This window comes from Qipengyuania gelatinilytica (assembly GCF_019711315.1).
GTDB classification, from domain to species: Bacteria; Pseudomonadota; Alphaproteobacteria; order Sphingomonadales; family Sphingomonadaceae; genus Qipengyuania; species Qipengyuania gelatinilytica.
In genome coordinates this window covers 2,751,363-2,777,869 of record NZ_CP081294.1, presented here as the reverse complement: position 1 = coordinate 2,777,869, position 26,507 = coordinate 2,751,363, and the positions used below count along the sequence as shown (strand labels likewise).

General features: G+C 60.5%; 21 protein-coding genes and 2 tRNA genes. 9 read left to right on the top strand and 14 right to left on the bottom strand.

Going from position 1 to position 26,507, the window contains the following annotated elements:
- The 4 genes from K3136_RS13740 to thyA form a co-directional block, all read right to left on the bottom strand.
- Complete coding sequence (locus K3136_RS13740; protein ID WP_221430850.1) at window positions 1-1,062, bottom strand: alpha-ketoacid dehydrogenase subunit beta; 1,062 nt, start codon at window positions 1,060-1,062, stop codon at window positions 1-3.
- Window positions 1,059-1,892, bottom strand: coding sequence for an alpha/beta hydrolase family protein (locus K3136_RS13735; RefSeq protein WP_221430849.1), 834 nt, complete (start codon window positions 1,890-1,892; stop codon window positions 1,059-1,061). The genes K3136_RS13740 and K3136_RS13735 overlap by 4 nt, the downstream gene beginning before the upstream one ends.
- Window positions 1,889-3,205, bottom strand: coding sequence for a 3-methyl-2-oxobutanoate dehydrogenase (2-methylpropanoyl-transferring) subunit alpha (locus tag K3136_RS13730; protein WP_221430848.1), 1,317 nt, complete (start codon window positions 3,203-3,205; stop codon window positions 1,889-1,891). The genes K3136_RS13735 and K3136_RS13730 overlap by 4 nt, the downstream gene beginning before the upstream one ends.
- Window positions 3,206-3,296: 91 nt before the next feature.
- Entirely contained in the window at window positions 3,297-4,259 is a 963-nt protein-coding gene (gene thyA / locus K3136_RS13725; RefSeq protein WP_221430847.1) for a thymidylate synthase, read from the bottom strand.
- 120 nt (window positions 4,260-4,379) lie between these two features.
- Here thyA and K3136_RS13720 point away from each other — a divergent pair.
- From K3136_RS13720 to K3136_RS13705, 4 genes are all read left to right on the top strand, one after another.
- Window positions 4,380-4,456, top strand: a tRNA-Pro gene (locus K3136_RS13720).
- Between the two features lie 113 nt (window positions 4,457-4,569).
- Window positions 4,570-5,043 (top strand): low molecular weight protein-tyrosine-phosphatase, encoded by a 474-nt coding sequence (locus K3136_RS13715; RefSeq protein ID WP_221430846.1) that lies wholly within the window; start codon window positions 4,570-4,572, stop codon window positions 5,041-5,043.
- A complete protein-coding gene (locus K3136_RS13710; RefSeq protein ID WP_221430845.1) occupies window positions 5,036-6,367 on the top strand; it encodes an ABC1 kinase family protein in 1,332 nt (443 codons plus the stop codon). Before K3136_RS13715 ends, K3136_RS13710 begins: the two co-directional genes overlap by 8 nt.
- The gene (locus K3136_RS13705; RefSeq protein ID WP_221430844.1) at window positions 6,364-7,173 is read left to right on the top strand and encodes a fructosamine kinase family protein; all 810 of its coding nucleotides are present in this window, start codon (window positions 6,364-6,366) and stop codon (window positions 7,171-7,173) included. Before K3136_RS13710 ends, K3136_RS13705 begins: the two co-directional genes overlap by 4 nt.
- On the opposite strand, the gene K3136_RS13700 is transcribed toward K3136_RS13705, so the two are convergent.
- Entirely contained in the window at window positions 7,170-7,751 is a 582-nt protein-coding gene (locus K3136_RS13700) for a hypothetical protein (protein WP_221430843.1), read from the bottom strand. The two genes, K3136_RS13705 and K3136_RS13700, sit on opposite strands and share 4 nt — an antisense overlap.
- 55 nt (window positions 7,752-7,806) lie before the next feature.
- The gene (gene recG / locus K3136_RS13695; RefSeq protein WP_221430842.1) at window positions 7,807-9,870 is read right to left on the bottom strand and encodes an ATP-dependent DNA helicase RecG; all 2,064 of its coding nucleotides are present in this window, start codon (window positions 9,868-9,870) and stop codon (window positions 7,807-7,809) included.
- Between the two features lie 56 nt (window positions 9,871-9,926).
- Between recG and K3136_RS13690 the strand changes: the two genes are divergently transcribed.
- Entirely contained in the window at window positions 9,927-10,205 is a 279-nt protein-coding gene (locus K3136_RS13690) for an FAD assembly factor SdhE (protein WP_221430841.1), read from the top strand.
- A gap of 36 nt (window positions 10,206-10,241) precedes the next feature.
- Window positions 10,242-13,733, top strand: a complete 3,492-nt coding sequence (gene mfd, locus K3136_RS13685) for a transcription-repair coupling factor (RefSeq protein ID WP_221430840.1) — start codon at window positions 10,242-10,244, stop codon at window positions 13,731-13,733.
- 8 nt (window positions 13,734-13,741) lie between these two features.
- Here mfd and K3136_RS13680 read toward each other — a convergent pair whose 3' ends face one another.
- Complete coding sequence (locus K3136_RS13680) at window positions 13,742-15,052, bottom strand: bifunctional diguanylate cyclase/phosphodiesterase (protein WP_247711376.1); 1,311 nt, start codon at window positions 15,050-15,052, stop codon at window positions 13,742-13,744.
- A 137-nt stretch (window positions 15,053-15,189) separates the two neighbouring features.
- Here K3136_RS13680 and K3136_RS13675 point away from each other — a divergent pair, with 137 nt between their 5' ends.
- Both K3136_RS13675 and K3136_RS13670 read left to right on the top strand, forming a co-directional pair.
- On the top strand, window positions 15,190-15,972 hold the full coding sequence (locus tag K3136_RS13675; protein ID WP_221432343.1) for an NAD kinase: 783 nt from the start codon (window positions 15,190-15,192) through the stop codon (window positions 15,970-15,972).
- A gap of 96 nt (window positions 15,973-16,068) precedes the next feature.
- Window positions 16,069-16,143 (top strand) — tRNA-Asn (locus tag K3136_RS13670).
- A 465-nt stretch (window positions 16,144-16,608) separates the two neighbouring features.
- Here K3136_RS13670 and K3136_RS13665 read toward each other — a convergent pair.
- Entirely contained in the window at window positions 16,609-19,224 is a 2,616-nt protein-coding gene (locus K3136_RS13665) for an AMP-binding protein (protein ID WP_221430838.1), read from the bottom strand.
- A 354-nt stretch (window positions 19,225-19,578) separates the two neighbouring features.
- On the opposite strand from K3136_RS13665, the gene K3136_RS13660 reads away from it, so the two are divergent.
- A complete protein-coding gene (locus K3136_RS13660; protein ID WP_282099967.1) occupies window positions 19,579-20,661 on the top strand; it encodes an acyltransferase family protein in 1,083 nt (360 codons plus the stop codon).
- 37 nt (window positions 20,662-20,698) lie between these two features.
- On the opposite strand, the gene K3136_RS13655 is transcribed toward K3136_RS13660, so the two are convergent.
- From K3136_RS13655 to K3136_RS13630, 6 genes are read right to left on the bottom strand one after another with little or no spacing between them, the layout of a single operon-like run.
- Entirely contained in the window at window positions 20,699-21,367 is a 669-nt protein-coding gene (locus K3136_RS13655) for an exosortase C-terminal domain/associated protein EpsI (RefSeq protein ID WP_221430836.1), read from the bottom strand.
- On the bottom strand, window positions 21,357-22,265 hold the full coding sequence (gene xrtV / locus K3136_RS13650) for an exosortase V (protein WP_221430835.1): 909 nt from the start codon (window positions 22,263-22,265) through the stop codon (window positions 21,357-21,359). Before xrtV ends, K3136_RS13655 begins: the two co-directional genes overlap by 11 nt.
- A complete protein-coding gene (locus tag K3136_RS13645) occupies window positions 22,255-22,935 on the bottom strand; it encodes a CpsD/CapB family tyrosine-protein kinase (RefSeq protein WP_221430834.1) in 681 nt (226 codons plus the stop codon). The genes xrtV and K3136_RS13645 overlap by 11 nt, the downstream gene beginning before the upstream one ends.
- 38 nt (window positions 22,936-22,973) lie before the next feature.
- Complete coding sequence (locus K3136_RS13640) at window positions 22,974-24,296, bottom strand: GumC family protein (protein WP_221430833.1); 1,323 nt, start codon at window positions 24,294-24,296, stop codon at window positions 22,974-22,976.
- Between the two features lie 26 nt (window positions 24,297-24,322).
- Window positions 24,323-25,189: a polysaccharide biosynthesis/export family protein gene (locus tag K3136_RS13635; protein WP_247711492.1), complete on the bottom strand. Its 867-nt coding sequence runs from the start codon at window positions 25,187-25,189 to the stop codon at window positions 24,323-24,325.
- A 10-nt stretch (window positions 25,190-25,199) separates the two neighbouring features.
- On the bottom strand, window positions 25,200-26,432 hold the full coding sequence (locus K3136_RS13630) for a hypothetical protein (protein WP_221430831.1): 1,233 nt from the start codon (window positions 26,430-26,432) through the stop codon (window positions 25,200-25,202).
- Window positions 26,433-26,507 lie beyond the last annotated feature (75 nt).

Genomic DNA, 26,507 nt, shown 5'->3' with positions numbered 1-26,507 from the left:
TCAGTCCTTGAGGATCTTGTCGAGGGCCTCGCCGATGCGGATCGGGCCGGGGAAATAGGCCCATTCGAGGCTGTGGGGATAGGGTGTGTCGAAACCGGTCACGCGTTCGATCGGAGCTTCGAGGTGATAGAAGCAGCGCTCGGTTACCAGCGCGGAAAGCTCCGCGCCGAAACCGGCGGTACGGGTCGCTTCATGGACGATGAGGCAGCGGCCGGTCTTCTTGACTGATTCCTCGATCGTTTCGATGTCGACGGGGACGATGGTGCGCAGGTCGACGATGTCGGCCTCCACGCCCTTCTCGCGGCAGACCGCCTCGACCACGTGAACCATCGTGCCATAGGCGAGGATGGTGAGCTCATCACCCTGCGTCGCATAACGCGCCTTGCCGAGCGGGATTGTGTAATGACCCTCGGGCACAATGCTCGCATCGAAGCGCTTCCAAGGTTCGACCGGCTTGTCGTAATAGCCCGAGAACGGGCCGTTGTAGATGCGCTTGGGCTCGAAGAAGATGACCGGGTCATTGTCTTCGATGGCGCTGATCAGCAGGCCCTTCGCGTCATAGGGTGTCGCCGGAATGACCGTCTTCAGGCCGGAGACATGGGCGAAGATCGCCTCGGGGCTCTGGCTGTGCGTCTGGCCACCGAAGATGCCGCCGCCGAACGGGCTGCGCACGGTGATCGGCGCAGTGTACTCGGCTGCCGAACGATAGCGCAGGCGCGCCGCTTCGGAGATCAGCTGGTCGAGGCCGGGGTAGATATAATCGGCAAACTGGATTTCCGGCACCGGACGCAGGCCATAGGCCCCCATTCCCACTGCCGCGGCGATGATGCCGCATTCGGAAATCGGCGTGTCGAACACGCGGCTCTTGCCGTATTTCTGCTGGAGACCGGCGGTGCAGCGGAACACGCCGCCGAAGTAGCCGACGTCCTCGCCCATGATGACGATGTTCTCGTCGCGGCCCATAGTCACATCGAGCGCGTCGTTGATCGCCTCGATCATGTTGAGGCGGCGTTCGGTGCCCGCTTCGCCTTCGCTGGCGGGTTTGTCTTTCACCTCGGTCATTCTGCGTCCCCTTTGCGGGCCGTCGAGGGCTTTTCGAGTGCATGTTGCATGAGCGCGGGCGTCTCCGCCTCGCCCAGCACGTGGGTTGCGATGAAATCGGCAACGGCAGGCCAGACCTGCGTCACAATAGCCTCGTCGCCAACCAGTTCGTGATCGCCGCCGGATACGGAAATGGCATAGGACGGGCCGGCCACACGTTCTGCGTAGATCAGGTGATCGGCAGGATCGGCGACATAGCCGGGTACGACATCTTCGTCGCCGGTCACCAGCATCGTCGGCAAGGCAACAGTAGAGAACGCGTCATCGCCGACCAGTCCGGGGATCTTGCCCGGGCTGGAGAAGGCAAGGACTGCGGAAACCCTGTCGTCCGTCGGAGCATCGAAGCCGGGCAGTCCGCCAGCTCGCACCATGGCATCGAGCGTGCCGAAGGAATGTCCTACCGCCAGCACCGGAAGTCCTTCGAAGCGCTCGCTCACGAAGTCCGCAGTGAGCGCCATGTCGATCATCCGCGATGCAAAGGCCTGCTCTGGTGCAATCTTGCCCTCGACCGACGAGCGCATCGAATCTGGGTGCAGCGGCGCGACAACTGCAAAGCCTTCACCGTTGAGCCGCTCGACAAGCGCTTCGTAGGCAGAGGGCCAAGAATTGTAACCATGCGAGAACAACGCGACACCGCGTTTCTCGACTTGTGGAAGCCAGACGCGAACCGGAAGGACACGCTCATCGGGCGTGGCAATCTCCACCGTTCCCGGCTCTGCGAGCGGACCGGCAAAAGCCGGTTGGGCGGCCAACGCCAACGCCGCGAGGCCGAGTGCAAATGCGGACCTCATGCGCCCTTCCCTCCGTTCGGGAGTCCTTCGGGGAACTTGGTCTCGCGTTCGTGGATCGCCTGCTGCGCCTGTTCCTTGAGATGCCAGGGCAGCTCTTCGAACACGTCTTCGAACATGGTGCGGAACGGGTGGTGGAGGCCGTGGCCGAGAATGCCGTTCTCTTCGGCTTCCTTGGTGGTCTTCTTGACGTATTCGGCCGCCTCGAGGTCCATCTTTTCCTGACGCTCCTCATCCCACTCGCCGATTTCGATGAGGTGGTTCTTGAGGCGCATGACGGGATCGCCGAGCGGCCACTCGTCACGCTCCTGCGCGCTGCGATAGCCGCTGGGGTCGTCCGAGGTGGAGTGCCCTTCCGCGCGGTAGCTGAAGAATTCGATCAGCGTCGGCCCGGCATTGGCACGCGCGCGGTTGGCGGCCCACTGCTCTGCTGCATAGCAGGCAAGCGGGTCGTTACCGTCGACGCGCAGCGAGGCGATGCCGTAGCCCACTCCGCGCGCTGCGAATGTCGCACGTTCGGCTCCTGCAAAGCCGCTGAAGCTGGAAATCGCCCACTGGTTGTTGACCACGTTAAGGATGACCGGAGCGTTATAGACGGTTGCGAAGAGGCAGGCCGAGTGGAAGTCGCCTTCCGCGGTGCTGCCCTCGCCCACCCAAGTCGCGGCAATGCGGCTGTCGCCCTTGATCGCCGATGCCATCGCCCAGCCAACCGCCTGCGGGGTCTGCGTGGCGAGGTTGCCCGAGATGGTGAAGAAGCTGTGCTCCTTAGAGGAGTACATGATCGGCAGCTGGCGGCCCTTCAGCTTGTCGCCCCGGTTCGAGTAGATCTGGTTGATCATCTCGATCATCGGATAGCCGCGCTGGATCAGGATGCCCTGCTGGCGGTAGCTCGGGAAGACCATGTCGTCCGCCGCGAGCGCCATAGAGGCAGAGACGCTGGTCGCCTCTTCGCCGGTGCACTTCATGTAGAACGAAGTCTTGCCCTGCCGCTGGCCGCGGAACATGCGCTCGTCGAAGGCGCGCGTCATGGCCATGTGGCCAAGCATGGTGCGCAGCGTTTCGGGGTCGAGCTTCGGGTCCCACGGACCATGCGCCTTGTTGTCCTCGCCCAGTACGCGGATCAGCCCGTGGGCGAAATCCAGCATGTCCTTGGGATCGGTGGTCTCGTCAGGGCGCGGCTGCGCGCCTGCTTCGGGCACCTCGATGTGCGAGAAGTCGACCGCATCACCGGGCCGGAATTTTGGTTCGGGTACGTGAAGCGAGAGCTTGGGGCGGTTATCGCCAGCTTTCGCGGTACCTTGAGGCCTGTCGGCCATAGAATCGTCTCCCAGACGTAATCTTACGCTTGCGCGTTATTTTATTTCGCGCGGGAGAAACGGTCAAGTACGCCTATGCATACGATTTCGGTCACACCGCGACGGGGGCCTTGATGGGCTCGTGCGGCGTGTAGTCGTGAACCGCGAAATCCTCAATCCGGTAGTCGAAGATAGTCGCCGGACGCCGCAGGATCTCAAGCCGCGGGTGGCCTTGCGGTTCCCGTGAAAGCTGCTCTTTCACAAGGTGTTCGTGGTTGAGATAGAGGTGCGTGTCGCCTCCCATCCATACGAATTCGCCCGGCTCAAGCCCCGCCTGTTGGGCAAGCATGCGCTGGAGCAGCGCCGCCGACCACAGGTTGAAGGGCAGGCCGAGCGCGACATCGCAGCTGCGCTGGTAGAGCAGGCCATTGAGGCGCGCCTTGCCGTCGCTGCCCTCGCTCACGTGGAACTGGTAGGTCTTGTGGCAAGGCGGCAGCGCCATGCGCGGCACGTCGGCAACGTTCCAGCCTTCGATGATGTGGCGACGGCTGCCGGGATTTTCCTGCAGCGATTCGACCACTTCGGCGACCTGGTTGATGCCCCGCCCCTTGCGGAATAGCCCGCCTTTCACCGGCTGGAAGGTCGGCCAATCGACCCACTGCTTGCCGTACACCGGCCCAAGGTCGCCCCACATGGCCGCAAAATGCTCGTCATCGGCAATGCGCTGCACGAAATCGTCTAGCGAAATCTCGTCGCCCGTCTGTTCGACATATTTCGCGTGTGGCCACTCGTTCCAGATCTTCACGCCCTGCAGCACGAGCGGACGGATGTTGGTGTCGCCGGTAAGAAACCACAGCAATTCGCGCGTTGCGGTTTTCCAGTACACGCGCTTGGTCGTGATCAGCGGCATCGCACCATCGGAAAGGTCGAATCGCAGCATCGCGCCGAAGACAGAGCGCGTCCCGATACCCGTGCGATCGCGCCGCTCGTCGCCTTCGAGCCAGATGCGCCGCATCAGCTCGAGATACTGGGTTTCGAAATGTGTTTCTGGCACCGGCTCTTGATCGCTTTTCATTGCTTTGCGGTCCTAGTCCCAAATTAACGCAAAAGCCCGCTTGCGCCTACCGCAATCCACACCTATAGGGCGCGCCTTGCTTCGCTCCCGCAGCGTTTCGACGCAGCGGGCCGATCCGGTCGGGGAGTAGCTCAGCCTGGTAGAGCACTGTCTTCGGGAGGCAGGGGCCGGAGGTTCGAATCCTCTCTCCCCGACCATTTATTCTCTTGCATTCTGACGAGCCGCGCATTGCGCGCGCTCCGGAACAAGCGCAGTTTCGGGCGATTGAATGGCGGAACCCTTCCGTCCTCGCTGAAAGACCGCTTTTCCCATGTCCAAGCCTTCTGTCCTGTTCGTCTGTCTCGGCAATATCTGCCGCTCACCGCTGGCAGAGGCGGCGTTCCGCAAGGCTGCCGAGGAGGCCGGGCTGAATGTCGAGGTCGCTAGCGCGGGCACGGCCGACTATCATGTGGGCCAGCCGCCCGATCCGCGCAGCATCGACGAGGCGGACCGAAACGGGATCGACATCCGCAGCTATCGCGGACGCCAGCTCAAGCAGCAGGATTTCCACGAATTCGACTACATCCTCGGCATGGACCGGTCGAACATGGCGAATATCCGCCGGATCGAACCCGATGGCGGCAAGGCCAGGGTCGCCATGCTGCTCGACCTCGTGCCGGGCCAGCATGGCCGCGAGGTCGGTGATCCCTATTATGGCGGCGAAGAAGGCTTCGCGATTACCTGGAGCGAAGTGGACGCGGGCGCACGGGCGCTGGTCGCCGTCATGATCGACGAACATGGCTGACGACAAGCCTTCGCGGCATCGTTCCGTCCCCTCGTCCCGCATAGGGCGGCTGGGTGGCTTCACGCGGCTGGCCGGAGGTCTCGCCGGCGGCGCATTGAGCGAAGGCGCGAGGCGGCTGGCAAATGGCGAGCGACCGCGCCTCGACCAGATCCTCCTGACACCGGGCAAAGCCAAGCGGCTGACCGACCGGCTCGCGCATCTGCGAGGTGCCGCGATGAAGCTGGGGCAGATGATCTCAATGGATGCAGGCGACCTGCTTCCGCCCGAGCTAGCAGAAATCCTCGCCCGCCTGCGCGACCGGGCCGATTTCATGCCCCCGCGCCAGCTCGACAAGGTGCTGGCTGCCGAATGGGGCAAGGACTGGCGCAAGCAATTCCGCCGCTTCGAACCGCGCCCGATTGCGGCAGCCTCGATCGGGCAGGTCCACCGCGCCATGCTGCCGGACGGACGTCTCTTGGCGATCAAGGTCCAGTACCCGGGTGTTGCGCAGAGCATTGATTCCGACGTCGACAATGTCGCAAGCCTGCTGAAACTGACCGGCCTCCTGCCGAAAGAGCTCGATATCGATCCGCTGCTGGCGGCGGCCAAGGAACAGCTGCGCGAAGAAGCGGACTACAGGCGCGAGGGCGCGATGATGACGCGCTTTGGCGAAATGCTCGCCGGGCGCGAGGAATTCGTCATCTCCAGGCTGGAAACCGAACTGACCACCGACCGGATCCTCGCAATGAGCTACGAGGAAGGCTCGCCGATAGAAGACCTCGCCTCGCAGCCGCAGGACTTGCGCGACCGCGTTGCCGCAGAGCTGATCGAACTGGTCGCGCGCGAGTTGTTCGACAGCCACCTGATGCAGACCGACCCCAATTTCGCCAATTATCGCTGGCAGGCAAAGACTGGCCGGATCGTCCTGCTCGATTTTGGTGCGACGCGCGAAGTCTCTGCCGGTATTTCGCAGGACTATCGCAGCTTGATCGAGGCAGGCCTCGAGCAAGACCGTGAAAAGGTCATGGACGCGGCGATCAAGGCCGGTTTCATCAACCCGCGCGCGCTCGAACGGCACCCCGATGCCATGCGCCATGCGGTCGATATCGTCGTCACCCAGATGTCGAGCGATGAGAAACTCGACTTCGGCGACCGGGCATTCGTGCCGGAAATCCGCGAGACAGTGATGCCGATCGCCCGCGACCGCGAAAGCTGGCACCTGCCACCTGCCGAAACTCTTTTCGTCCAGCGCAAGGTCAGCGGGACTGCGCTGCTCTGTGCGCGTCTGGGCGCGCGTGTCAATGTGCGCGGCATCGTCAGCAAGGTGCTGGCGGAGACGGCATGAGCCAGGATCTTGCCGGATTTGCAGAAGCGACCTGCGGGTCGAAACCAATCGCTGTAACGCGCGTCGCCGGCGGGGACATCTCGGGCGCTTCGCTGATCGAGTTTGCCGATGGCTCGAAAGTCGTTGGCAAGACCGGCCCTGTTGTGGCGGTCGAGGCGCGAATGCTCGAAGCGATGGGGGAAAGCGCCGCTCCCTCCCCAAAGGTCATCGGGTTCGACGAGCGCCATCTTGTGATCGAGTACCTGCCCTCCGATGGCATGCTCGCAGGCAATGCATGGGTTTCACTTGCTGGGGCGCTGGACGCCCTCCATTCCATGCAGGGCGATGCATTCGGTTGGCAGGAAAACTACGCTCTCAGGCATGTGACCGTGGAGAACCAATTCACGGAGAACTGGCCGCAGTTCTGGGGCGAACGCAGGCTGCTGTGCCACGTCCCGCATATCGCAGCCGATCTCGGCAGGCGGATCGAGGAACTGGCAAAAGGTCTGCCCGACCTGCTGCCGGCTGTGCCCAAACCGGCACTGGTGCATGGCGACCTATGGGGCGGGAATGTGCTCGTCTCCGGCGAGCGGATCAGTGGGCTGATCGATCCATGCGCGTGTTATGGAGACCGCGAAGTGGACGTCGCCAGCCTGACGGTATTCGACGCCCCGACGCCTGCCTTCTTCGATGCGCTCGAACTTGAGAGGGGTTGGCGGAACCGGCTTCCCATCTATCGCCTTTGGATGTGGTTGCTGCACGTGCGCCTGTTCGGCGAAAGCTACAGGCCTGCAGTCGAGCGGGAGCTTGCGGCGCTCAGCTTTTAAAGTCCCTTGCGACCGAAACCGCCCGCGCGCATCTGCGGTGCTGCGACGGGCTGTTCGCCGATGACGCCGGTCGACCTCGTATCGGGCATGACACTGCCGAAACCGGTCTGCCGCACAGGCTGCTGCGGGGCGACCTCGGGCGATTCCAGATAATCGGTGATCTGATCCAGCAGCTTGCCGATCGGGCGATGCTTCTTCGCGAGCAGGCGCTCGGTCATGCTGGCATAGCCGAGGAAAGAAAACGGCCCCTTGATCTTGAGGAAGCGGTTCTTGGCGACCCAGTTGTAGGTCTGCTCCTCGATCTCGATGCCGGTCACCTCATCCCAGCGAAGGCGGGTGGTCGAAAGTACGCCGTGAAACGTCACGAAGGTGCGATCATATTCAAGGATCAGCCCGCCTCCCAGCAGGTAGCGCGCCATGGCTGGCAGGCCGCAGATGCCGATAATCGTGAGGATTGCTCCGGCAAAGGCGCCCTTGCCGTAGAGCCCGCTCCACATGAACACACCTACGACGATGAAGCCGAGCATCGCGATGCACATGGCGAAAACGCGAGCGGTCGAATAATGAACAGTCTGCATGAAGTCCCCCTGTTGCGCGGGGGTCTAGCGCCTAATTCTTAGCAAATTCCTAGAATTAGCCCCCACGCAGGGTCTTCACTCCGAAGTCGCGTTCGAAAAGGTAAAGTAAAATGCGGGCCGCTTCGCCGCGCTTTCCCTCCAGCCCGCCATCGCGATCCATCAGCAGACGGGCATCATCGTGGGCCTTGGGTAGGAGCTCGGTGATCTGCTCGAAACTGGCAACGGCAAAGGGCGTATCGCCCGACTGGCGCGTGCCGAGAAGTTCGCCGCCGCCGCGCAGCTTCAGGTCTTCTTCGGCCAATAGGAACCCGTCCTGGCTCTCGCGCATCAAGGCGAGGCGTTTCTGGGCGGTTTCGGACAGGCTTTCACCGTGGAGGAGGACACAGAAACTCTTCTCGCTGCCGCGCCCGACACGTCCGCGAAGCTGGTGAAGCTGGGCGAGACCGAAGCGCTCGGCCTGCTCGATCACCATCAGCGTGGCATTGGGAACGTCGACCCCGACCTCGATCACGGTCGTCGCCACCAGCAGCCGCGCATCGCCGCGCGCGAAGCGCTCCATCGCGGCGTCTTTCATTTCGGGCGCGAGCTGGCCGTGGACCATGACGACATCGTCTCCGAACCGCTCTTTGAGCGAGGCATAGCGCGCTTCGGCTGCAGCGATCTCTTCCGGCCCGTCCATTTCGCGTACCATCGGGCAGACCCAGAAGGCCTGCCGTCCCTGCTCGAATTGCGCAGCCAGCCGTTCGACGAGCGGAGCAACCTTGTCCTGCCCCATGACCACCGTGTCGATCGCCTGCCTGCCGGGAGGAAGCTCGTCGAGCTTGCTGACGTCGAGCTCGCCATATTGCGCCAGCGTGAGCGTGCGCGGAATGGGCGTGGCGGTCATTGCGAGCACGTGCGGTGCGCGCTTGCCCTTGCTCGCCAGCATCAGGCGTTGGCCGACGCCGAAGCGGTGCTGTTCGTCGATCACCACCATGGCGAGGTTCTTGTAGGCGACCTTGTCCTGGAAAATCGCATGGGTGCCGACGACGATATCGATACTTCCGTCGAGAAGCCCCATCAGCGTGCCCTCGCGCGCCTTGCCCTTGTCGCGGCCGGTCAGCAGCGCGACCTGCGCGCCTGTCGGCTCGGCCATGCGCCGCAGGCTCTCGAAATGCTGGCGGGCGAGGATTTCGGTCGGGGCAAGCAGCGCGGCTTGCGCCCCTGCCTCCACCGCGATCAGCATCGCTTCGAGCGCGACCACGGTCTTGCCTGCCCCCACATCGCCCTGCAGCAGGCGCAGCATGGGCGCCTCCTGCGCCATGTCGCCTTCGATTTCGGCAATCGAGCGCTTCTGCGCGCCAGTCAGCGGGAACGGCAGGTCGAGCTTGCCGCGATAGCTGCCATCACCCTGAAGCGGTTGCCCCCTGCGCTTGCGATTGTCCGCCCGCACCAGCATCAGCGCGAGGCTGTTGGCCAGCAGCTCGTCGTAGGCCAACCGGTCGCGCGCCGCCTTGTGTTCGCCCTTGTGAGCACTGCGAAGCGCATCGCGCCAGCAGGGCCATTCGGCTTTCTCGACCTGCGTCGGCTCGATCCATTCGGGCAATTGCGGCAGCTTCGCCAGGACCTGGTCGACAAGTCCGGCGACGCGCGGCTGCGTGAGGCCTTCGGACAGGCGATAGACCGGCTCGCACAGGCGCTGCAGAGTATCGCCGCCCTCTTCCACCACGTGATCGGGATGGACGATCTGGAGCATGTCTCCATAGCGTTCGAGCTTGCCCGCCACCCAGCGCGTCTCGCCGACCGGCAGCTGCTTTTTCGCCGTATAGGACGCCCGGCCGAAATAGGTCAGCGCAAGGACATTGCCCACGCTATCCTGTGCCAGCACCCGGTAGGGCGCGCGTGGAGAGCGTCCTCCCCGATGTTCGGTGACGGTCAGTTTGAGGACGATATTCTCGCCCTCGCCCGCTTCGTCGAGATTGTCGACAGCACGCCGCGTCACGAACCGATCGGGCAGGTGATATGCAAGGTCCCGCAGCCGTGTCAGCCCCAGCTTGTCGAGGGGCTTCTTCAGCTTCGGACCCACGCCTTCCAGCGTCTCGGTCTCGGCAAACAGGGGATTAAGTATGTCGGGCCGCATGCTGGGCAATGCTATAGCCGCTTGCACGGCTTTGGCGAGTGCCCTACCCGCGCCCAATGCCCGAAATGCTCACAACCGAAGGCCGTCTCTCGCGTGCCAAGTTTCGCAGCTGGCACCGCGGTACGCGCGAAGCCGATTACATGATCGGCGGCTTCTTCGATCGCTACCATGCCGAATGGGGCGCGGAAGAACTCGCCTGGTTCGAAGCCCTCCTCGAGGAAGACGACGTCGATATCATGGCCTGGGCGCTGAAGACCCAGCCGACCCCGCCGCGTTTCCAGGGCGAATTGATCGAGAAGATGCAGAAGCTCGACTACGTCGACATTCCGCGTTGACGGGAACAGGGGGAGCGTTACGGCGCTGACCCCATAATGCCCGACCTATCCCGCATCCTCAAAGCCGATACGCAACTCACGCTGGCGCAGATCGCCCGCGGCGCCCAGCCGTTGGTGATGGCCGACCTTGCACGCGCCGGAACCGGCCGCGCGGTCTTCATTGCGCCCGACGATGCGGCGATGCGCTCGGTTGCCGATGCAGCTCAGTTCTTCGCGCCAGAACTGGAAGTGATCGAATTTCCCGCCTGGGATTCGCTCCCGTACGACCGCGCAAGCCCCGCGCTGACGGTCAGTGCGAAGCGCCTCGCCGCCCTGTTCAGGCTCCAGACCGGCAAGGCGAAGGCGCAGCTGGTGGTCACCACCGCCAATGCGGTGCTGCAACGCGTGCTCACCCCGTTCCGCATTCGCGAAAGCGTTCGAGAGTTCAAACCGGGCACCGAGATCGGGCGCGAGAGCCTGTCGCTTTTGCTACAGAAGCAGGGCTACAGCCGCACCGACACGGTAATCGACAAGGGCGAATACGCGATCCGCGGTTCGATCGTGGACGTGTTCCCCTCCGGGCTCGACGAAGCGCTCCGCCTCGACTTCTTCGGCGATGAACTGGAATCGCTGCGCAGCTTCGATCCCAACACGCAGATGAGCACCGGCAGGCTCGACAATCACTTGCTGCTTCCCGCCAGCGAGGCGCTGCTCGACGAAGACAGCATCAAGCGGTTCCGCAGCCGGTATCGCGAGATGTTCGGCGCCAATGCCACGCAGGACCCGCTCTACGAGGCGGTGAGCGAAGGCCGGCGCCTTGCAGGCATGGAACACTGGCTGCCGCTGTTCGAAGAACGGCTGGTGACACTGTTCGACCATCTGGACGACAAGGACACGGTGGTCATCGACAACGCCAGTCTCGCCGCGGCGGACGAGCGCATCAAGGACGTCACCGATTACTTCGACCAGCGCAAGGCGGCGAGCGGACAGGCCAAGGGCAGCTACCGCCCGCTGAAACCCGACGCCCTCTATCTCACGGAGGAAGAGTTCAAGTCGGCGCTGGTCGATGCGCCCGCCCACCGCGCCACCACATTCGATGAACCGGAAAGCGACACTGTCATCGACTTCGGCTTCCGCTCGGGCCGGGATTTCGCGCCAGAGCGTGCGCGCGGCGACAATGTCTATCCGGTGCTTGCCGATCACCTCAAAGCGCTGGGCAAGGCGGGCAAGCGCCCGTTGCTCGCGGCCTATTCGACCGGCAGCCGTGCGCGTATCGCGTCGATCCTGACAGAGGCCGGTGCAGATGTGCAGCTGGCGGACAGCTGGCAGGAAGCGCTCGGCCTATCCGCCAAGGGCAAGCCCGCCGCTATGGTGCTGCCGCTCGAAGCCAGTTTCGCCAACGACCAGATGGAACTGCTTACCGAGCAGGACATCCTCGGCGACCGTCTCGTGCGGCGCAAGAAGAAGCGCAAGGATGCAGACGCCTTCCTCGCCGAACTGCAGGCGCTCAGCGTGGGCGATCTTATCGTCCATACCGAGCACGGTATCGGCAAATATCTCGGGCTCGAACCGGTCAGCGTGGGCAAGTCGAAGCACGACTGCGTACAGCTCGAATACAAGGGCGGCGACAAGCTGTTCATCCCGGTCGAGAATATCGACGTCCTTAGCCGCTATGGGTCATCCGAAGAAGCGGTCATGCTGGACCGGCTTGGGGGCGAAGCCTGGCAGAAACGCCGTGCGCGCCTGAAGGAACGTATCCGCGAAATTGCCGGCGAGCTCATGCAGGTCGCCGCCCAGCGTGCGCTCAGGAAAGCGCCCGTGCTCGAAGTGGACGAGCCGACTTACAACCAGTTCCTCGACCGCTTCCAGTACGAGGAAACGGACGACCAGGACCGCGCCATCGCCGATGTCCTGTCCGACCTCGAAAGCGGCAAGCCGATGGACCGGCTGGTCTGCGGCGACGTAGGCTTCGGAAAGACCGAGGTCGCATTGCGTGCTGCCTTCGTCGCAGCGATGAACGGTCAGCAGGTGGCAGTGGTCGCGCCCACCACCCTCCTCGCCCGCCAGCATTTCGAGAACTTCAGCCAGCGCTTCAGCGGCTTCCCGCTGAAGGTCGGGCGCCTTTCACGCCTCGTTTCCGCCAAGGAAATGAAGGAAACGCGCGAAGGCCTGGCCTCGGGCGATGTCGACATCGTCGTCGGCACGCACGCCATCCTGTCGAAACAGACCAAGTTCAAGAATTTGGGTCTCGTCATCGTCGACGAGGAACAGCGCTTCGGCGTCACCCACAAGGAGAAGCTGAAACAGCTTCGCGCCGATGTGCACATGCTCACGCTGACCGCCACGCCTATCCCCCGCACCCTGCAGATGGCGATGACGGGCCTGCGCGAACTTTCGACGATCCAGACCCCGCCGGTCGATCGCCTCGCGGTGCGCACCTACGTCATGGAGTGGGACGACATGGTGATGCGCGAGGCGCTGCTGCGAGAGCATCACCGCGGCGGGCAGAGCTTCATCGTGGTCCCGCGCATCTCGGATATGGAGCAGATATCCGACTGGCTGCACGAGAACGTGCCCGAAGTGAAATTCGTGGCCGCCCACGGCCAGATGGGCGCAGGCGAGATCGAAGAGCGGATGAGCGCTTTCTACGAGGGCAAGTACGACGTCCTCCTCGCCACCACCATCGTCGAAAGCGGGCTCGACCTGCCGAGCGCGAATACGATCATCATCCACCGCGCCGATATCTTTGGCCTCGCCCAGCTATACCAGCTGCGCGGACGCGTGGGCCGCTCGAAACTGCGCGCCTATGCCTATCTGACCTACGAAAAGGACGTGGCGCTTTCGGAAGTGGCGGAGAAGCGCCTCAAGGTCCTCGGCGACCTCGACAGCTTGGGCGCAGGCTTCCAGCTTGCCAGCCATGACCTCGACATCCGCGGCGCGGGCAATTTGCTTGGCGACGAGCAGTCGGGCCACATCCGCGAGGTCGGTTTCGAACTTTACCAGTCGATGCTAGAAGACGCGATCCTCGCAGCCAAGGCCGGTGAACTCGGCCTCGAGGCCAAGCCGGAAAAGGTCAGTCCCCAGATCACGGTCGATGCGCCGATCATGATCCCGGAAGACTATGTCCCCGACCTCGCCGTGCGCATGGCGCTTTACCGCCGCCTCAACGACGCGGAGAGTCAGGGCGAAATCGAATCGCTGGCCGCCGAAATGATCGACCGCTTCGGCCCGCTGCCTTCGGCTACCGAGAACCTCGTGCGCCTTATCCAGATCAAGCTGCAGGCAATCGAGGCGAACATCGCCAAGATCGATGTCGGCGCGGCAGGTACGCTCGTCACGTTCCATAATGACGACTTCCCCGATGGCCCCGGCCTGATCGCCTATGTCGACCGGTTGCAGGGCACGGCAAAGCTGCGTCCCGACATGAAGCTGGTTATCAGCCGCGCGTGGAATTCGCCGGAGAGCCGTCTCAACGGCCTGTTCCAGCTGACCAAGGGTTTGTCGGGGATCGTCAGGAAGGCGAAGAAGCGGCAGAAGGCCGCAGCCTGAGCGCAGGACTAGCGTGAGGCGAGATTGACGAAAGCGTGCGGCGTCATCGGTTCAGCGCGCAGGAAGCCCTGGTAGAACTCGCAGTCCTCCGCCGCACAGAAATCGCGCTGGCGTTCGGTCTCGATACCTTCGACCAGAACGCGCAGGTCGAGCGCCTTTGCCATCCCCATGATCGCGCGGAATATCGCACGATCGCGCTCATCCTCCAGCACGCCTTCGACCATCGACCTATCCAGCTTGATGCAGTCGATCGGCAGAACCTTGAGATAGCGGAAGTTGCAGAAGCCCGCGCCGAAATCATCGAGCGCGATTGTAACGTCGAGAACCTTGAGCTGCTGGAGCACGCGTCCGACACGTTCGAGGTCTGCAAGCAGCACCTGCTCGGTGATTTCCAGCGTAATCCGGTTGAGCGAGAACCCGATCTTCTCGGCAAGGCGCGCGAATTCGATCGCGAAATTCTCTGCCGCCAGGTCCGTGGGAGTGATGTTGAGCGAAAGCTTCATGTTGGCAGGCCAGCGCGTGGCATGCTCGAGCGCGCGGCGGGCGATATGGCGCGACAGCTGTGCGATGTGGTCGGCCCGCTCGGCAATCTGGAACAGCGTACTCGCGCTGATCTGGCCCACGACGGGGTGGTGCCAGCGCGCCAATGCCTCGGCACCGACGATACGGTCGTCGACCAGCGAATATTGCGGCTGGAAAAGGATTTCGATCTCGTCGCGATCGATTGCGGCAAGCAAGTCGGCTTCGAGCTCGATATTGGAGCGCGGCGATGCATCCACGACGCCGCTGGACCAGTCGATACGGCGTCCATGCGACATCCGCATGCGCGAGGCGACTTCGGCCAGCCGGTCGAGAATACTGTCGGCATTGTCGTTTTCGCCCGAACGCATCAGCGAGATACGCGGCCACAGGCGCAGGCTGCTGCCGCCATCGGGATTGGCGATGGGAGCTGCCAGCGCATCGGCAAGCGCCTCGGCCAGCCATTGCCAGCGTTCGCGCGAACATTCGCCCATCGATATCAGCATGAAGCTGCTGCCCGAGAGTCGCGTGGCGAGCCAGGCGGTGCTTTCCAGTTCGTCGGCCGCGAAATGTCGGATGCGCTGGGCGACTTCGACAAGTGCGCCGTCGCCGGCATTCTCGCCGAATGCGACGTTCACGGTTTCCATCCGTCCGAGGGTGATGAGCATCGCGTGGATCGGACAGGGGCCGGAATCATCCGGCCATTCCGCGCACCAATTGGCGATCGTGCGGCGCAATTGCTGCACATCGCCAAGCCCGGTCAGGGCGTCACGCGAATCTCTATCCACAGTGTCGGGCATGCTTGCCATCGCCCTCCCTTAGCATCGGTTAACGAAATGTTAGCCATGTTTTACCATTTGTTGCCAAATGGGACAGCGGTCCATAGGGATTAGCGAGGCTCCGCAAAGGTGGTGGGGCAACGCAGACGGAACGGATGATGTCCGAATTTGAACGACTGGCGCTGCTCGTATCGGATTCCGACCGCGCACAGGAAGCGGCGGAAACCGTTTTTCGCCCCCTAACCGATTGGGTTTCCTTGGAAGATGCCGATGCCGTGGTGGTCATCGGCGGCGATGGATTCATGCTCCAGAGCCTGCATGCCATGCTCGACGAAGGGCGCATCCTGCCCGCTTATGGGGTGAATCTCGGCACGGTCGGCTTCCTGATGAACAAGAACCGCCAGCCGGACAAACTGCTTGGGCGAGTCGCTCGCGCCAAGCCGCACACCATTGCACCGCTTGCAATGGAAGCCGTCACGCAGGACGGTGAAACACATCGTTTCTGCGCTATCAACGAGGTCTCGCTGCTGCGTGAAACACGTCAGACAGCGAAGATCGAAGTATCAGTGGACGACAAGGTCCGCATCAAGGAACTGGTCTGCGATGGCGTGCTGCTGTCGACCCCTGCCGGCTCGACCGCCTATAACCTGTCGGCGGATGGTCCGATCCTGCCGCTCGATTCCCAGTTGCTGGCCCTCACGCCGATTTCCGCTTTCCGCCCTCGCCGCTGGAAAGGCGCGATCCTTCCCGATCGCAGCCGCGTGACCTTCCGCGTGATCGAATCCGACAAGCGCCCGGTCTCTGCGGTGGCCGACCAGCGAGAATTGCGTAACATCGCCGAAGTACGCCTTGAAATTGCGCGCGAGAACGAGCTCACCTTGCTTTTCGACCCCGGTCACGCACTCGACGAACGGATAGTATCGGAGCAGTTCGTGGTCTGATTGCAACGCTGTTGCCGCGACCACCCAAATTTTTCCAAAAGCCCGCTTGCAAAACCCAAATCACGTCCATATACGCGCGGCCTGCCTTCGGGTTGCTCCCCGATAGCTCAGCGGTAGAGTAGGTGACTGTTAATCACTTGGTCGTTGGTTCGAATCCAACTCGGGGAGCCATTTTTCCAGGCAGCAACCCAAACCAACAAAACGCAGAATTTTCGACATCTTGCCAGCATGGTGAGGTTGGGCGCCTTGTATTCTCTCGGCAGGCTGAATGGCGGCAGGTCGTACTTGCAACGAGCTCACGCTGGGTGCCCTTGAAAAGGCGGAGAGCGGCGCCCGCTTTTGCCCGAATTTTCGGGAGGCCCAAATCGCATGTTCACGGCTGCATTCTTGATGGATCCGCACATGAGATCCGGATCATCTTCCACCTGCCTCGTTCGAGTGTAATCGCAAGCGGAACCCAGCGGGAAATCATGACTGGTCAAGAGATGGGTGAGCCGATACTGCTCTCAACGTTGACATAGCGAAATGTTGCAGCACCGGCTCGACGCTGGGATAGCGCGATGTTCGTCAATGCGAAGGGCAAAGCTAGCGGCTGTCTTGAAACGAAACACAATGCCGAACGACGGACTTTGGCTTTCATACGAATTTTCTTCCGTCCGCTTTAGCTGACGACTTTGCGTACCAGCGGGAGCCAACCACTCCAGACTCGACCGCCGCAAAAATCTTCTGTGCGACGACGGCGACGAAGAATGACACTGCAATTGCTATTGCTACGCGACTTATTTCCGAAAACTGCAGACCATTCGTGATGTAGACCACTACAGGGTGGAGCAGATAAACGAAGAGCGTTGCCGAGGCCAAGGTCGCTGCGTTGCGATACCACGCAAATGGCAATCGGAGCTTTAGCGGGTGCCATATCGCGACGAACGTCATGGCCAGCAGGGCAATCTTCAAGAGCCCTCCGACCACCAAGTAGAAATAGACAATATACGCAGCCGCCAGCAGGAGGGCGACAGTTGCGGACCGATTGCTGCTCGCTGCACTGAGGCACCAGCCGATCAGGAAGATGGGGAGGCATTGGAAGAAGCCGTGCGATGCGATGAATTTGACCGGCCAGACGATATAAGGACCATTCCGCAAGCCGCTCAGGAGATCGAAAATGGCGATGCCGACGATGAGGAAAAAGGCCATCGTGGCGTTCGCTATGAAAGGTGATTTCGCGAAAACGGACCGCAGCTTCGGTATCGCCGCGATAAGTGCGAGCAGGAAAACGACCTGGGCATAGAAGCTTACGAACCAGTACGCTGTGAGGAGGCTTCCCTTTGAGAAAACATAATAGTTGCCGACCAAGAACAGGTACTCGAGCGGCACCTCCGATCGCATCTGCGAGTAAAGCAACAGCAGCAGGAAATAGGCAGGGATGATTGGGTAGAGCATGCGCCAGGCCAGAAGCAGAGGCTTGCCTTCCACCATATGCTTTTTCTGGAATCGCTCGGCCGAGGCGCCCATGAGGGCAATAAGCATCCAGACGCCGCCATAGAGTGGCAGGTTCGATGCATGCTGGGCGACGACCAGAGTGATGGCCAGAATTCGCAGGACGATGTCGAATGGCACGGAGGTAAGCTGGCCAGAGCCGCCTGACTGTTCCGTCGCCAAGGCTTCCAACTGCTCGAGCGTCATGTTCGCCCAGTCATCCGGTACTGATGACAGATTTTCTTCGAGCGTGAGCTGCATCTGGATGTAACTGAGTGAATCCCCGCCAAGTGAATTGAAACTGTCACCCGGCTCGACGGCGCTCTGTTTCGTCGCCCTGGCAAGCGCCGTGCGGATCGATTGATCGCCCACGGCGGTAACTTCCTTCTCGCGGACTACCTGCTCCGCGATCGCGGCCATTGCACGCATGTCGGGCTTGCCGGATGGCGCGAGGGGAACTTCATCAATGTGGGCCGAGAGCACCGACTCAGTGGGCAGCCCGTACGCACCTTCAATCTCATGTCGAGCCTTGGGCCCGTCCTGAGCTTCGCGATGCAGGACTACCAGCGACTCATCGACCGCGATCACGAAGGCGGGGATGCCCTTTTGGCGAAGTATTTCCTCGGTGCGATCAAGGCTGATGCGAAGTCCGAACAGTTTCGCAAATCTCTTCTTGCGGCCGACGATGCGGAAAAGCCCGTCCTCAGTCAGTTCCGCAATGTCGCCGGTATCAAGGGCGGAGACCTCCTTGTCCCTAGCAAGGTCCTCGCGACGCTCGGCATAGCCCATCATGACATTGGGTCCGCGGTAAACCAGTTCGCCAGCCACATTGGGCTCGGTGATCGCCTTGCCGCCAGGTCCGATGAGATCGATCTTGCCGCCCGGAATGGGGATCCCGATCGTGTCGCTAGCCTCGGGAAGCATTCGAGGCGGGACGTAGGACATCCGGGGCGAGGCCTCGGTCTGTCCATACATGATGAAGAGGTCCCACCCATGGCATTGGCCGACCTCCCACATGGTCGTAGCGCTTTCCGACGAAAGTTTTCCGCCCGCCTGGGTAACGTATCGAAGCGAGGACAATGCCAGCCGATCGAGATTCCCGGCAGCAAGCAATTCCACCTGATGCGGGACGAGCGCCAGACTGGTCACCCCCCTGCTCTCGCAAAGCGACCAGAACTCAGGATCAAGAATTTTTCGATCAGTCAGGACGATCGTAGCGCCGACCTGGAGGTACGAGTTCAACACCGACAAGCCGTAGGAATAGAACAGTGGCAGGGAGGTTATCGCACGATCGCAACCGGTTATTCCGAGGTATTCGACGATCGCTTCTGCATTGGAAGCGATGTTCCCGGCTGACAGGCGCACCAGCTTCGGATCGCCGGTAGTGCCTGAAGTCGACAGCAAGAGGCTAAGTTCGGGATGAATTGCGCCCTCATCCTTCTTGTCACGGTCAAGCTTGGGAGACGCAACGATTTCCCCTGCTCTCACGATGATTTCCGGTTGCCAGAACTCTGCAATCCGAGATTCTTCAGTTTCGCGTGATGGCTCGAGAAGTAGAACTGGAATGCCCGCGCGAAGTGCACCTAGATAAGCGCCGATGGACTCCGGTGTGGGTTCGATTTCGACCGCAACGATGGCAGATCGCGTTCCTGCGGTCGATCGCAGTCGATCCGACCAGTCATCCGCCCTGGCGGAGAGTTCTGCATATGTGACGCAGCTCCCGTCTTGGGCGATCAACGCGATCGCGTCCGGGTGCGCTCCCTTAAGTTGCCAAAACATGCCAAGCCTAGATTGAATGTCCCGCCAGTATCGACTGCAAGCTTCGCCAAATAAAGCAGTCGATGCGAAACAAAGTTCTTCGGTGCCACCACACTCGCGTCAATCACAAATTTGAGCAGTTCCAATATGAAACCATCGATGTAATCTGTTCTTGACTGAACTTAACCTCTCAGCATCCAAGCTGCTGAGAGCGTTACCATCGGCAATCGGACTTTGCGTAAATCTTGGCTAAGCCGGAAAAGGTCCGAAGAGTGCGCTGACAACAGCGTCCTGAAACAGGACAGTATTCGGTTCTGATGTCGTCCGGCGGAAAAACGATGTTGCGGGCTATTGTCCCCATGCCTATCGAGGCGTGTGCGAACAGCTGAGCGAACTTCCCAAGCCATTGAGATTGCAAGGATCACTTGCATCTTCTTCGTGATGTATGTTCACGTAGTGTCCGGTTCGAGCGGCTTTCCGGTGACCGGTCAATTCTCGGCCGATGACGTACTTTTCCGGGTTTTCGCTACTACATTGGGGCAGGCGTCTGTTCCGCTCCTGACGGTTTTGTCGGGATGGCTCGCCTACTCGACCACCAAAGCCTATCCCGAGATGTTGCGAGGCAAGGTCGGCAGACTGGTTGTTCCGCTCATCCTCTGGAACGCCGTAATGCTCTTGCTGATGGTTGCCCACGAATTGGCTGGAGGCCGCGAAGACCTGCCGCGCACGTTGAGGGACTGGTTTACTGCGTTGTCGGGCATCGGTGGAAAGCCAGCAAATATCCCGCTCGGCTTCCTTCGTGACTTGTTTCTGACTTTTGCGATCTTCCCGCTGCTTCGCTGGATTGTCGACAAGTGGGGACCGTTTGCGGTCCTGTTAGCATTTGCTTTCACGATCATCGTGCCGACCACGCCGGTACTGCAACGGACCATGATCTTGGCATTCTTCACTTTGGGCCTATGGCTGCGCTCGGTCGAGATATCCAAGATCAATTCGAAGACAGTCGCACTCTGCGCGATCTGGGCTGTCACTTCGCTCAGCTACGAATTCTGGTCGCTAGCGACAACCGAGCCTGCAGCGACCTCCCGCTTGGTACTTGTTGCAGACCGGGTCGCCATCGCAGGTATCATGTGGGCGCTGTGCTACCGGATAGCAGGCACCAGTTTGGGGCAAAACCTCACCAAGATTTCACCCATCGCATTTTTCCTGTTTTGCGTGCATTTCCCTTTGTTCAGGGTGCTGGCCGTGCCGCTCCAACCGATATTCGGAGAGCTTGGTGAACCACTCTTTCCGATATACTTCATGATCCAGCCGATCCTCGGGCTGATTGCATGTTTTCTTATCGCAAAAGTTGTGCAGCCATATGTCAGCCTGCAGAAAATCCTCAATGGAGGACGCCCGATGACGCTTGGGAACTCGCGGACCGGCTCGAAGCGGTCCGAACCGGTTTCTCCCTGACTTGAATGGCGGGAGGCACTGTCCTGTCGTACTATTGCTAGGCGAGTAGGACGCGCGCAGCTTCCCCATCAAGGCTATTTCCCAGATCGCTCAAAAAGGAAGACAGTCTGTCGCTGTCCTGGTCTGGGCTATTAGACACACTCGATGCACGAATGAGCGCACCATCAGGGATGATGCCCCTGAATGCGAACTGGAGCTTGTCATCTCTTTGCGCTGAAGCGGAAGTAGGGAAGCGGTCGCCAATCCGGCTCCAATAGAGAATTCTCTCATATCGACCAGGCGCATGAGCGAGGAGCGACACGCAAGGGATTTCGCGGTCCGCGATCTCGATGGTTTTCAGTTCCCGGTCTAGGATTCGCATACCGACCGCCGGGTAGCAGCTCTCCGGACGATGGATCTGGAGGTCGTCGGTCTGGCTGCCTCCATAGGCAATCAGCAGGAAGATCTCCTCGCGCGAGGATTCATTGCGATAACGCCGCATGAGAAGCTGGTCGTAGAGTCGATCAGTCAGTCCACCTTCCGTCGGTGGCACGATTAGCGTCGGGTCATGTTCCGAGGCCCATGAGCCGAAAGCTTCCGGCACCAGGTCCGCCAATTCCCTGTCCCCGGCCATCTGCATGACCTGTTTCGGACGCAGGTATTCGGCAAGTCCGAAAGCTGTTGCGAATGCAGCGCCAGCAAGGAGGCTGCGGCGATCAATCTGCATTCTTGCCCCCAACCCAAACTCTGCGAAGCGCAGCATCGACCATGAAGGTTATCAATAGCGCCAATGCGAACAGCACCATGCCCGCGGTATTGTGGAACACTCCTTGTGCGATGGCGTCGCCGAAGTGATAGGTCACCAAGATCAGAACCATCACGCGGATAAAGTTGACGAAAATCGCGATCGGCAGGATCAGCATTCCAAGCACCAGTGCATATCGCCAAGTCGCGCGGTGCAGGATGTAGATGTAGAATAGCGTCACCGCGATCAGGCCCAGGATCGAGTTCATTCCCGAACAGGCTTCCTCGACAAGCATGCGGTACTGGGCGACTTCGATCGCGACCCCGCTTCTCATCACGGGGTAGTCGAAGAAGCGCAGGATCTCGGTAGCAGCGTAGGAGATCAGGTGCTGCAGTGGACCGGTGACATAATCGATAACCCAGCCGGGGGGCGGCACAAGAAACGCCATATAAAGCAGCGGGAATGCATTCCGGATCAGGACCCGGTATCCCAGCACGACCATGAGCAAGCCGAGGATTGCGCCAAAAACTCCCGCAGCTTCGAGGGCGAGGAAATCATACGCGCGTCCGAACACATAGACGGCAAGCGATATGATGATCCCCAGCGAACCGAGAATATGGTCGACCATCCTTCCGGTCGGCCCCTCGTGAGACGAAGTCCAATCACAGCGCGACAACAACCACAGCCCGGTCAGGAGCACGATGGGGCCATGGGCACCGATTTCGAGGGTCCAGGATTGCTGAGCCAGCCGGACAATGGTTGGTGCCGCAAACGCAGCACAAACGAGAGCTAGCAACCAGCTTTTGCGAAGGGCGCCCAGTGTCTCCTTCTGGAAGCGGTTATCGTCCAGGATTGAATCGGCTGCTACGTCAGTAGTCATTGAGATAGGTACCGAGCACCTCGCCGCGGTTCTGCTGAATGTCCGCGATCAGTTTGCGCAGATCATCCAGATAGGACTTGTTCTTGCGTGCCAGTACAAGCGCATAGCGGACCATGTTCGCAACGCGGATCGTATCGGCACTCTGGCTCGAAGGCGCAGTGTCGACGATCGTCAGATCGTAATTGCGCAAACACTCTGCAAACAAGGCCTTTGCCGGTTCCGAGGAAAGCAGACCGGCCTCGCGGCTGGTTTCTCCGGCGAAAAGTACGGAGAGGTTCGGAATGACGTTGGTCTGGATGGCATCCGAAAGTTGAGCGGTTCCCTCCAGGACATGAAGAAGCCCCGGAACTTCGCGTTCAGGCCGGAAATATGTCTGTATCTGCGGATCGCGGAAATTCGCGTCGATCACCAAGGTACGGACACCGCCAAGCGCCATCGCGGCGGCAACATTGGCAGCAAGGAAACTGCATCCAGTGTCGCTCGATGGGGCGCAGAACGCCAATCCACGGCGGGCAGCCTGCACGTGCTTGGCAAGAATCTCGGAAACCAGCAGCGAAACGCTTTCGGCTGCGAGCGAGTCCCTGTCGAAAAGCAGCACAAGCTTGTCCGAAAGATCGAAGCTTGCAGGACCTTCCTGGGCATCGCCGCTTTCTGGGATCGAGGGTGCCATGTCTTTTTCTTGATCCGAGACCGGATGGCCAACTTCAGTCACTGGGCTACTGCCTCTCTTTTGCGCCATGGCAATTCGAATATTTGCCGCGCGTTTTTGTTTGTCGGCTCGCTCATCGCGCCAAGAATCGGTGTATCCAAAAGCTTCAGATCGTCGACGACACGTACCCTCCGCCAGAGAAATTCAAGCATGAGGGACAAGAATATCGCGAGCGCAAACCCTGCTGCCAATGCGACGGAAAATATGGCGGGATACCTAGGGAAGGAACGTGTCTGCGGGGCGATCGCATCGCCCAGCAAGGTGAGGCCGCTCTCATTAGACTGGGCCTCCTGCTCAAGCTCCGCAGCTCTCGCAGCTGTCTTTTGGTACTGGTCCCGCAACACAAGGACATCCGTTGCCAGCCGACGCGCTTCACCAGCGGCACCGGCGTTCTCGAGAACCTTTGCCTGTTGCGCGCTATAGAGAGCACCAAGCGAGGGGCCACTGTTCACCAGTCGAGGCTGAGCAGCAGTTTCGCGGGCTACCGCGCTTTGGAGCGCAGCACGCTGGTTGCGGAGCTGCTGAAGGTCCGGATGATTGGGTCCCAGTGTACGGGACGCGCCAGCTATTGCGGCGTCGATTTGAGCGAGTTGTCCCGAGGAAGGAGCAACGGCACCGCCCGCGATGGTTTGCGAAGCAATGGGCGGCGGGGAACTGGCGAGTGCGCGCAATCTGGCTGTGTCGGTATCAACCAGATCATCGGTAAGGATGACTCCGTTTTCGCGTTCGAATGCAGTCTTGCGTTCCTGCGCGGCAGTCAATTGTTCCCGGATCTCGTCGGTCTGCTCTTCAAACCACTCAGCATTGCGTGCCGCAGCTTCCCGGCGAAAGGATAGTGTCTGATCGACGTAGGCGTCGCGGACAAGATCGGCTAGCTTAGCAGCAGGTTCCGGCGATGTGCTGGAGTATGTAATCTCAAGGATGTTGCTGCCAGCGACAAGCTGTGCGTCGGTATTGTCTATAATGCGTTGTGCGAGCCACCGACGGAAATCCATATCGTCGGCGGCACCGCTCTTGCGGTATTCTTCTGCAAGCTCCGCAGATTCGAGCCAGCCTGCTTCATCAGCAGCCTTTCCTGCAACCCGATAGTCGCGGATCAGTTCGATCTGTGTCTTCACATAAGCCCTCGCCCACTGTGAGGCGATGACCTCGCCCGTAACCGGATCGGGCTTCACAATATCCAGCATGACGCGCGAAGTCGCTTCGTAACGTGGCGGCATCACCCAGGACACGAAAAGCGCCATGAATACTGCAGCAGCGGTAGTCACCCCGATTAGGATGCGCCGTGCCCACAGCATTCGGAAGAACTGATTGATACTCATAAGCGCTTGTTGCCCCCAATAGCACCTCAGAAGAAGCGCTGGCCGACCTTGATTACATCGCCAGTACGAACAGTCTGGGAGAGATCCAGCTTGCCGATATCTTCGCCTTCGCGGAATACCTTGACCTTCTTCTCCGAGCCAAGCTTCGTCAAACCTCCGGCGCGGGCGATCGCCATACGCAGCGACATGTTCTCACCGACTGGATAGCAACCTGCACCATTAACCTCTCCGTAGATGCAGAAGGTCGGGCGCTCGCCCTCTTCGACACGATCCACGAAGATCTTGTCACCGGCAGCCACATATGGATCGGCAGCATCACCCCCGGTAGCCATCTGCTCGAGCGTCACATTGAGCTGTTCACCGTTGACGCGCGTAAGCGTAACCGATTCCGATCCATTCGGGCCAATTCCGCCGACCCGGGCAATCACTTCGGAAAGCCGGTAATTGCGATCGATCGGAAGCAGTCCCGGAGTGCCGACCTGTCCCAGGACCACCACATAGCGACTGGCGTATCCGGCAACCATCACGCTCACGACTGGATCGGTGTAGTATCCTCCAGCCTTAAGGCGCGCTGCGACATCATCCTGCAATTGTGCAATTGTCCTGTCAGCAGCCACCACATCACGAATGAAAGGAAGCTGGACAGTTCCGTCAACCTGCACCTGCACCCGAGCCTTGTACTCTTCGCGGCCGACGACTGCCACTTCGATGATGTCCCCGGCACCGAGAATGTAACCTTCGGCGAGCGGAGGGCGCTCGGGAGTTTCAGTCAACTGAGCAGGGGCATTTGCGGCAGCCACCTGCGCCGAAAGCGCAGGGGCCGCAGCAAGCGCGAGCATCGCAGCGGCAATCGTTGCAAATCTCGCATGTACCATTTTGTGCATTCCAATCACTTCCAACTTGCTAGCGCGCCAGAATGTAGCGCAGTTTCAGGCCAACGAAAAATCCGTCGTAGTCGTAAAAATCGTCGTTCGCGTCGCGATTTTCGTATCCACCATAAAGACTTCCACCAAGTCCGCCTTCCGATTGATAGTCGATCGAACCTCTTATGAGGTGAAGTCTGTCTCCCAAGAGCGGGGCAATATCGCTCGGCGGCGTCAATTCGGAATAAACGTAATCGCGCTCACGCATGGAATACGCGAGATTGGCGGAAATCGTCTCACTCATGGCGTAGGAAACATCTCCGCCCCAAGTCTTGGCTTTCGAGTAAAGCGCTTCGTTGTTTAGCACAGGCTGAACGTCCCGGCCGAGATTGATCCCGGCCTTCACGCGAGGTCCAAGCGTGGCAGACAGGTCGAAGTCCCAACCGGCTCCCTGGAATTCCGAACCAACCCCGCCCGGCGTTTCGAGATCGATAAAGAATCCCTCGATCCGTCCGCTGAGGTTCGCTCCTATATCGCGTTCGAAGGACCCGCCGAAGCGCCTGACATCGTACCGGTCCTGTATTCCGTTGACGATCCTGTTTTCATATTCGGTTTCTTCGTGAGCGGCATAGACCTCGACGGTTCCGACAGAAGGATGCTCGTATCCTACCCCTGCCGTGTAAACGAAGCTGTCATAGTCCGAAAACTCGCGAAATTCGTTGCTGTTCTTGCCGGATTGATAGCTAACACCGCCAATTGCTCGCAGTCCGATTTCCTTGCCGCACCGAACATCCACCCGATACTCTTGAACGGTCTGGACGTTATCGGTTGTTCCGTCTGGATCGACGACAAGGAAACGATCTCCGAGCTCGGCCTGCCTGCGCTGAAACGAAGCGCCGGGCTCGATGTCGCAGACCACCACGCGCGTGAGGGCGGAAAGCTCGGCCTGAATACGCTCGGCGTTGAGCTGGCTGTTTTCCATGTAAATGTCGTAGCCGACTGACGCCGAACCACGCAGCCTAGTATCGCCGAAACCCCGGTCGAACGCCATGAATGCAGAAGGCGTTATGATCTGGTCCGATTGAGTAATCCCACGCAGTTCTGCATCGTCGGGCGAGACATTCGACACATTGCTATCGTGTCGAACATCTATCTCGACCCCCAGCTGGAAGCTGTCATCTGACGTGTCCTGCGCCTGAAGTGGTGCGTGCAAGGCTGCCACCGCCAGGACGAGACAGGATGATCGCGTGAACGCATTGGTAATTCGCGGCATTTCGACCAACCTCGCACCTAAGACTCTCGTTTCATGAGAGTTAACCGATGAATGCTTCTCAAATCCAGTAGGAAA

Excerpts from the sequence above, each read along its gene's own strand:
- K3136_RS13680 (WP_247711376.1), bottom strand. The coding sequence starts at position 15,052 with ATGCCCGACACTGTGGATAGAGATTCGCGTGACGCCCTGACCGGGCTT.
- K3136_RS13715 (WP_221430846.1), top strand. The coding sequence starts at position 4,570 with ATGTCCAAGCCTTCTGTCCTGTTCGTCTGTCTCGGCAATATCTGCCGC.
- mfd (WP_221430840.1), top strand. The coding sequence starts at position 10,242 with ATGCCCGACCTATCCCGCATCCTCAAAGCCGATACGCAACTCACGCTG.
- K3136_RS13705 (WP_221430844.1), top strand. The coding sequence starts at position 6,364 with ATGAGCCAGGATCTTGCCGGATTTGCAGAAGCGACCTGCGGGTCGAAA.
- thyA (WP_221430847.1), bottom strand. The coding sequence starts at position 4,259 with ATGAAAAGCGATCAAGAGCCGGTGCCAGAAACACATTTCGAAACCCAG.
- K3136_RS13690 (WP_221430841.1), top strand. The coding sequence starts at position 9,927 with ATGCCCGAAATGCTCACAACCGAAGGCCGTCTCTCGCGTGCCAAGTTT.
- K3136_RS13710 (WP_221430845.1), top strand. The coding sequence starts at position 5,036 with ATGGCTGACGACAAGCCTTCGCGGCATCGTTCCGTCCCCTCGTCCCGC.
- recG (WP_221430842.1), bottom strand. The coding sequence starts at position 9,870 with ATGCGGCCCGACATACTTAATCCCCTGTTTGCCGAGACCGAGACGCTG.
- K3136_RS13740 (WP_221430850.1), bottom strand. The coding sequence starts at position 1,062 with ATGACCGAGGTGAAAGACAAACCCGCCAGCGAAGGCGAAGCGGGCACC.
- K3136_RS13700 (WP_221430843.1), bottom strand. The coding sequence starts at position 7,751 with ATGCAGACTGTTCATTATTCGACCGCTCGCGTTTTCGCCATGTGCATC.
- K3136_RS13655 (WP_221430836.1), bottom strand. The coding sequence starts at position 21,367 with ATGCAGATTGATCGCCGCAGCCTCCTTGCTGGCGCTGCATTCGCAACA.
- K3136_RS13630 (WP_221430831.1), bottom strand. The coding sequence starts at position 26,432 with ATGCCGCGAATTACCAATGCGTTCACGCGATCATCCTGTCTCGTCCTG.
- K3136_RS13665 (WP_221430838.1), bottom strand. The coding sequence starts at position 19,224 with ATGTTTTGGCAACTTAAGGGAGCGCACCCGGACGCGATCGCGTTGATC.
- xrtV (WP_221430835.1), bottom strand. The coding sequence starts at position 22,265 with ATGACTACTGACGTAGCAGCCGATTCAATCCTGGACGATAACCGCTTC.
- K3136_RS13645 (WP_221430834.1), bottom strand. The coding sequence starts at position 22,935 with ATGGCACCCTCGATCCCAGAAAGCGGCGATGCCCAGGAAGGTCCTGCA.
- K3136_RS13675 (WP_221432343.1), top strand. The coding sequence starts at position 15,190 with ATGTCCGAATTTGAACGACTGGCGCTGCTCGTATCGGATTCCGACCGC.
- K3136_RS13735 (WP_221430849.1), bottom strand. The coding sequence starts at position 1,892 with ATGAGGTCCGCATTTGCACTCGGCCTCGCGGCGTTGGCGTTGGCCGCC.
- K3136_RS13640 (WP_221430833.1), bottom strand. The coding sequence starts at position 24,296 with ATGAGTATCAATCAGTTCTTCCGAATGCTGTGGGCACGGCGCATCCTA.
- K3136_RS13730 (WP_221430848.1), bottom strand. The coding sequence starts at position 3,205 with ATGGCCGACAGGCCTCAAGGTACCGCGAAAGCTGGCGATAACCGCCCC.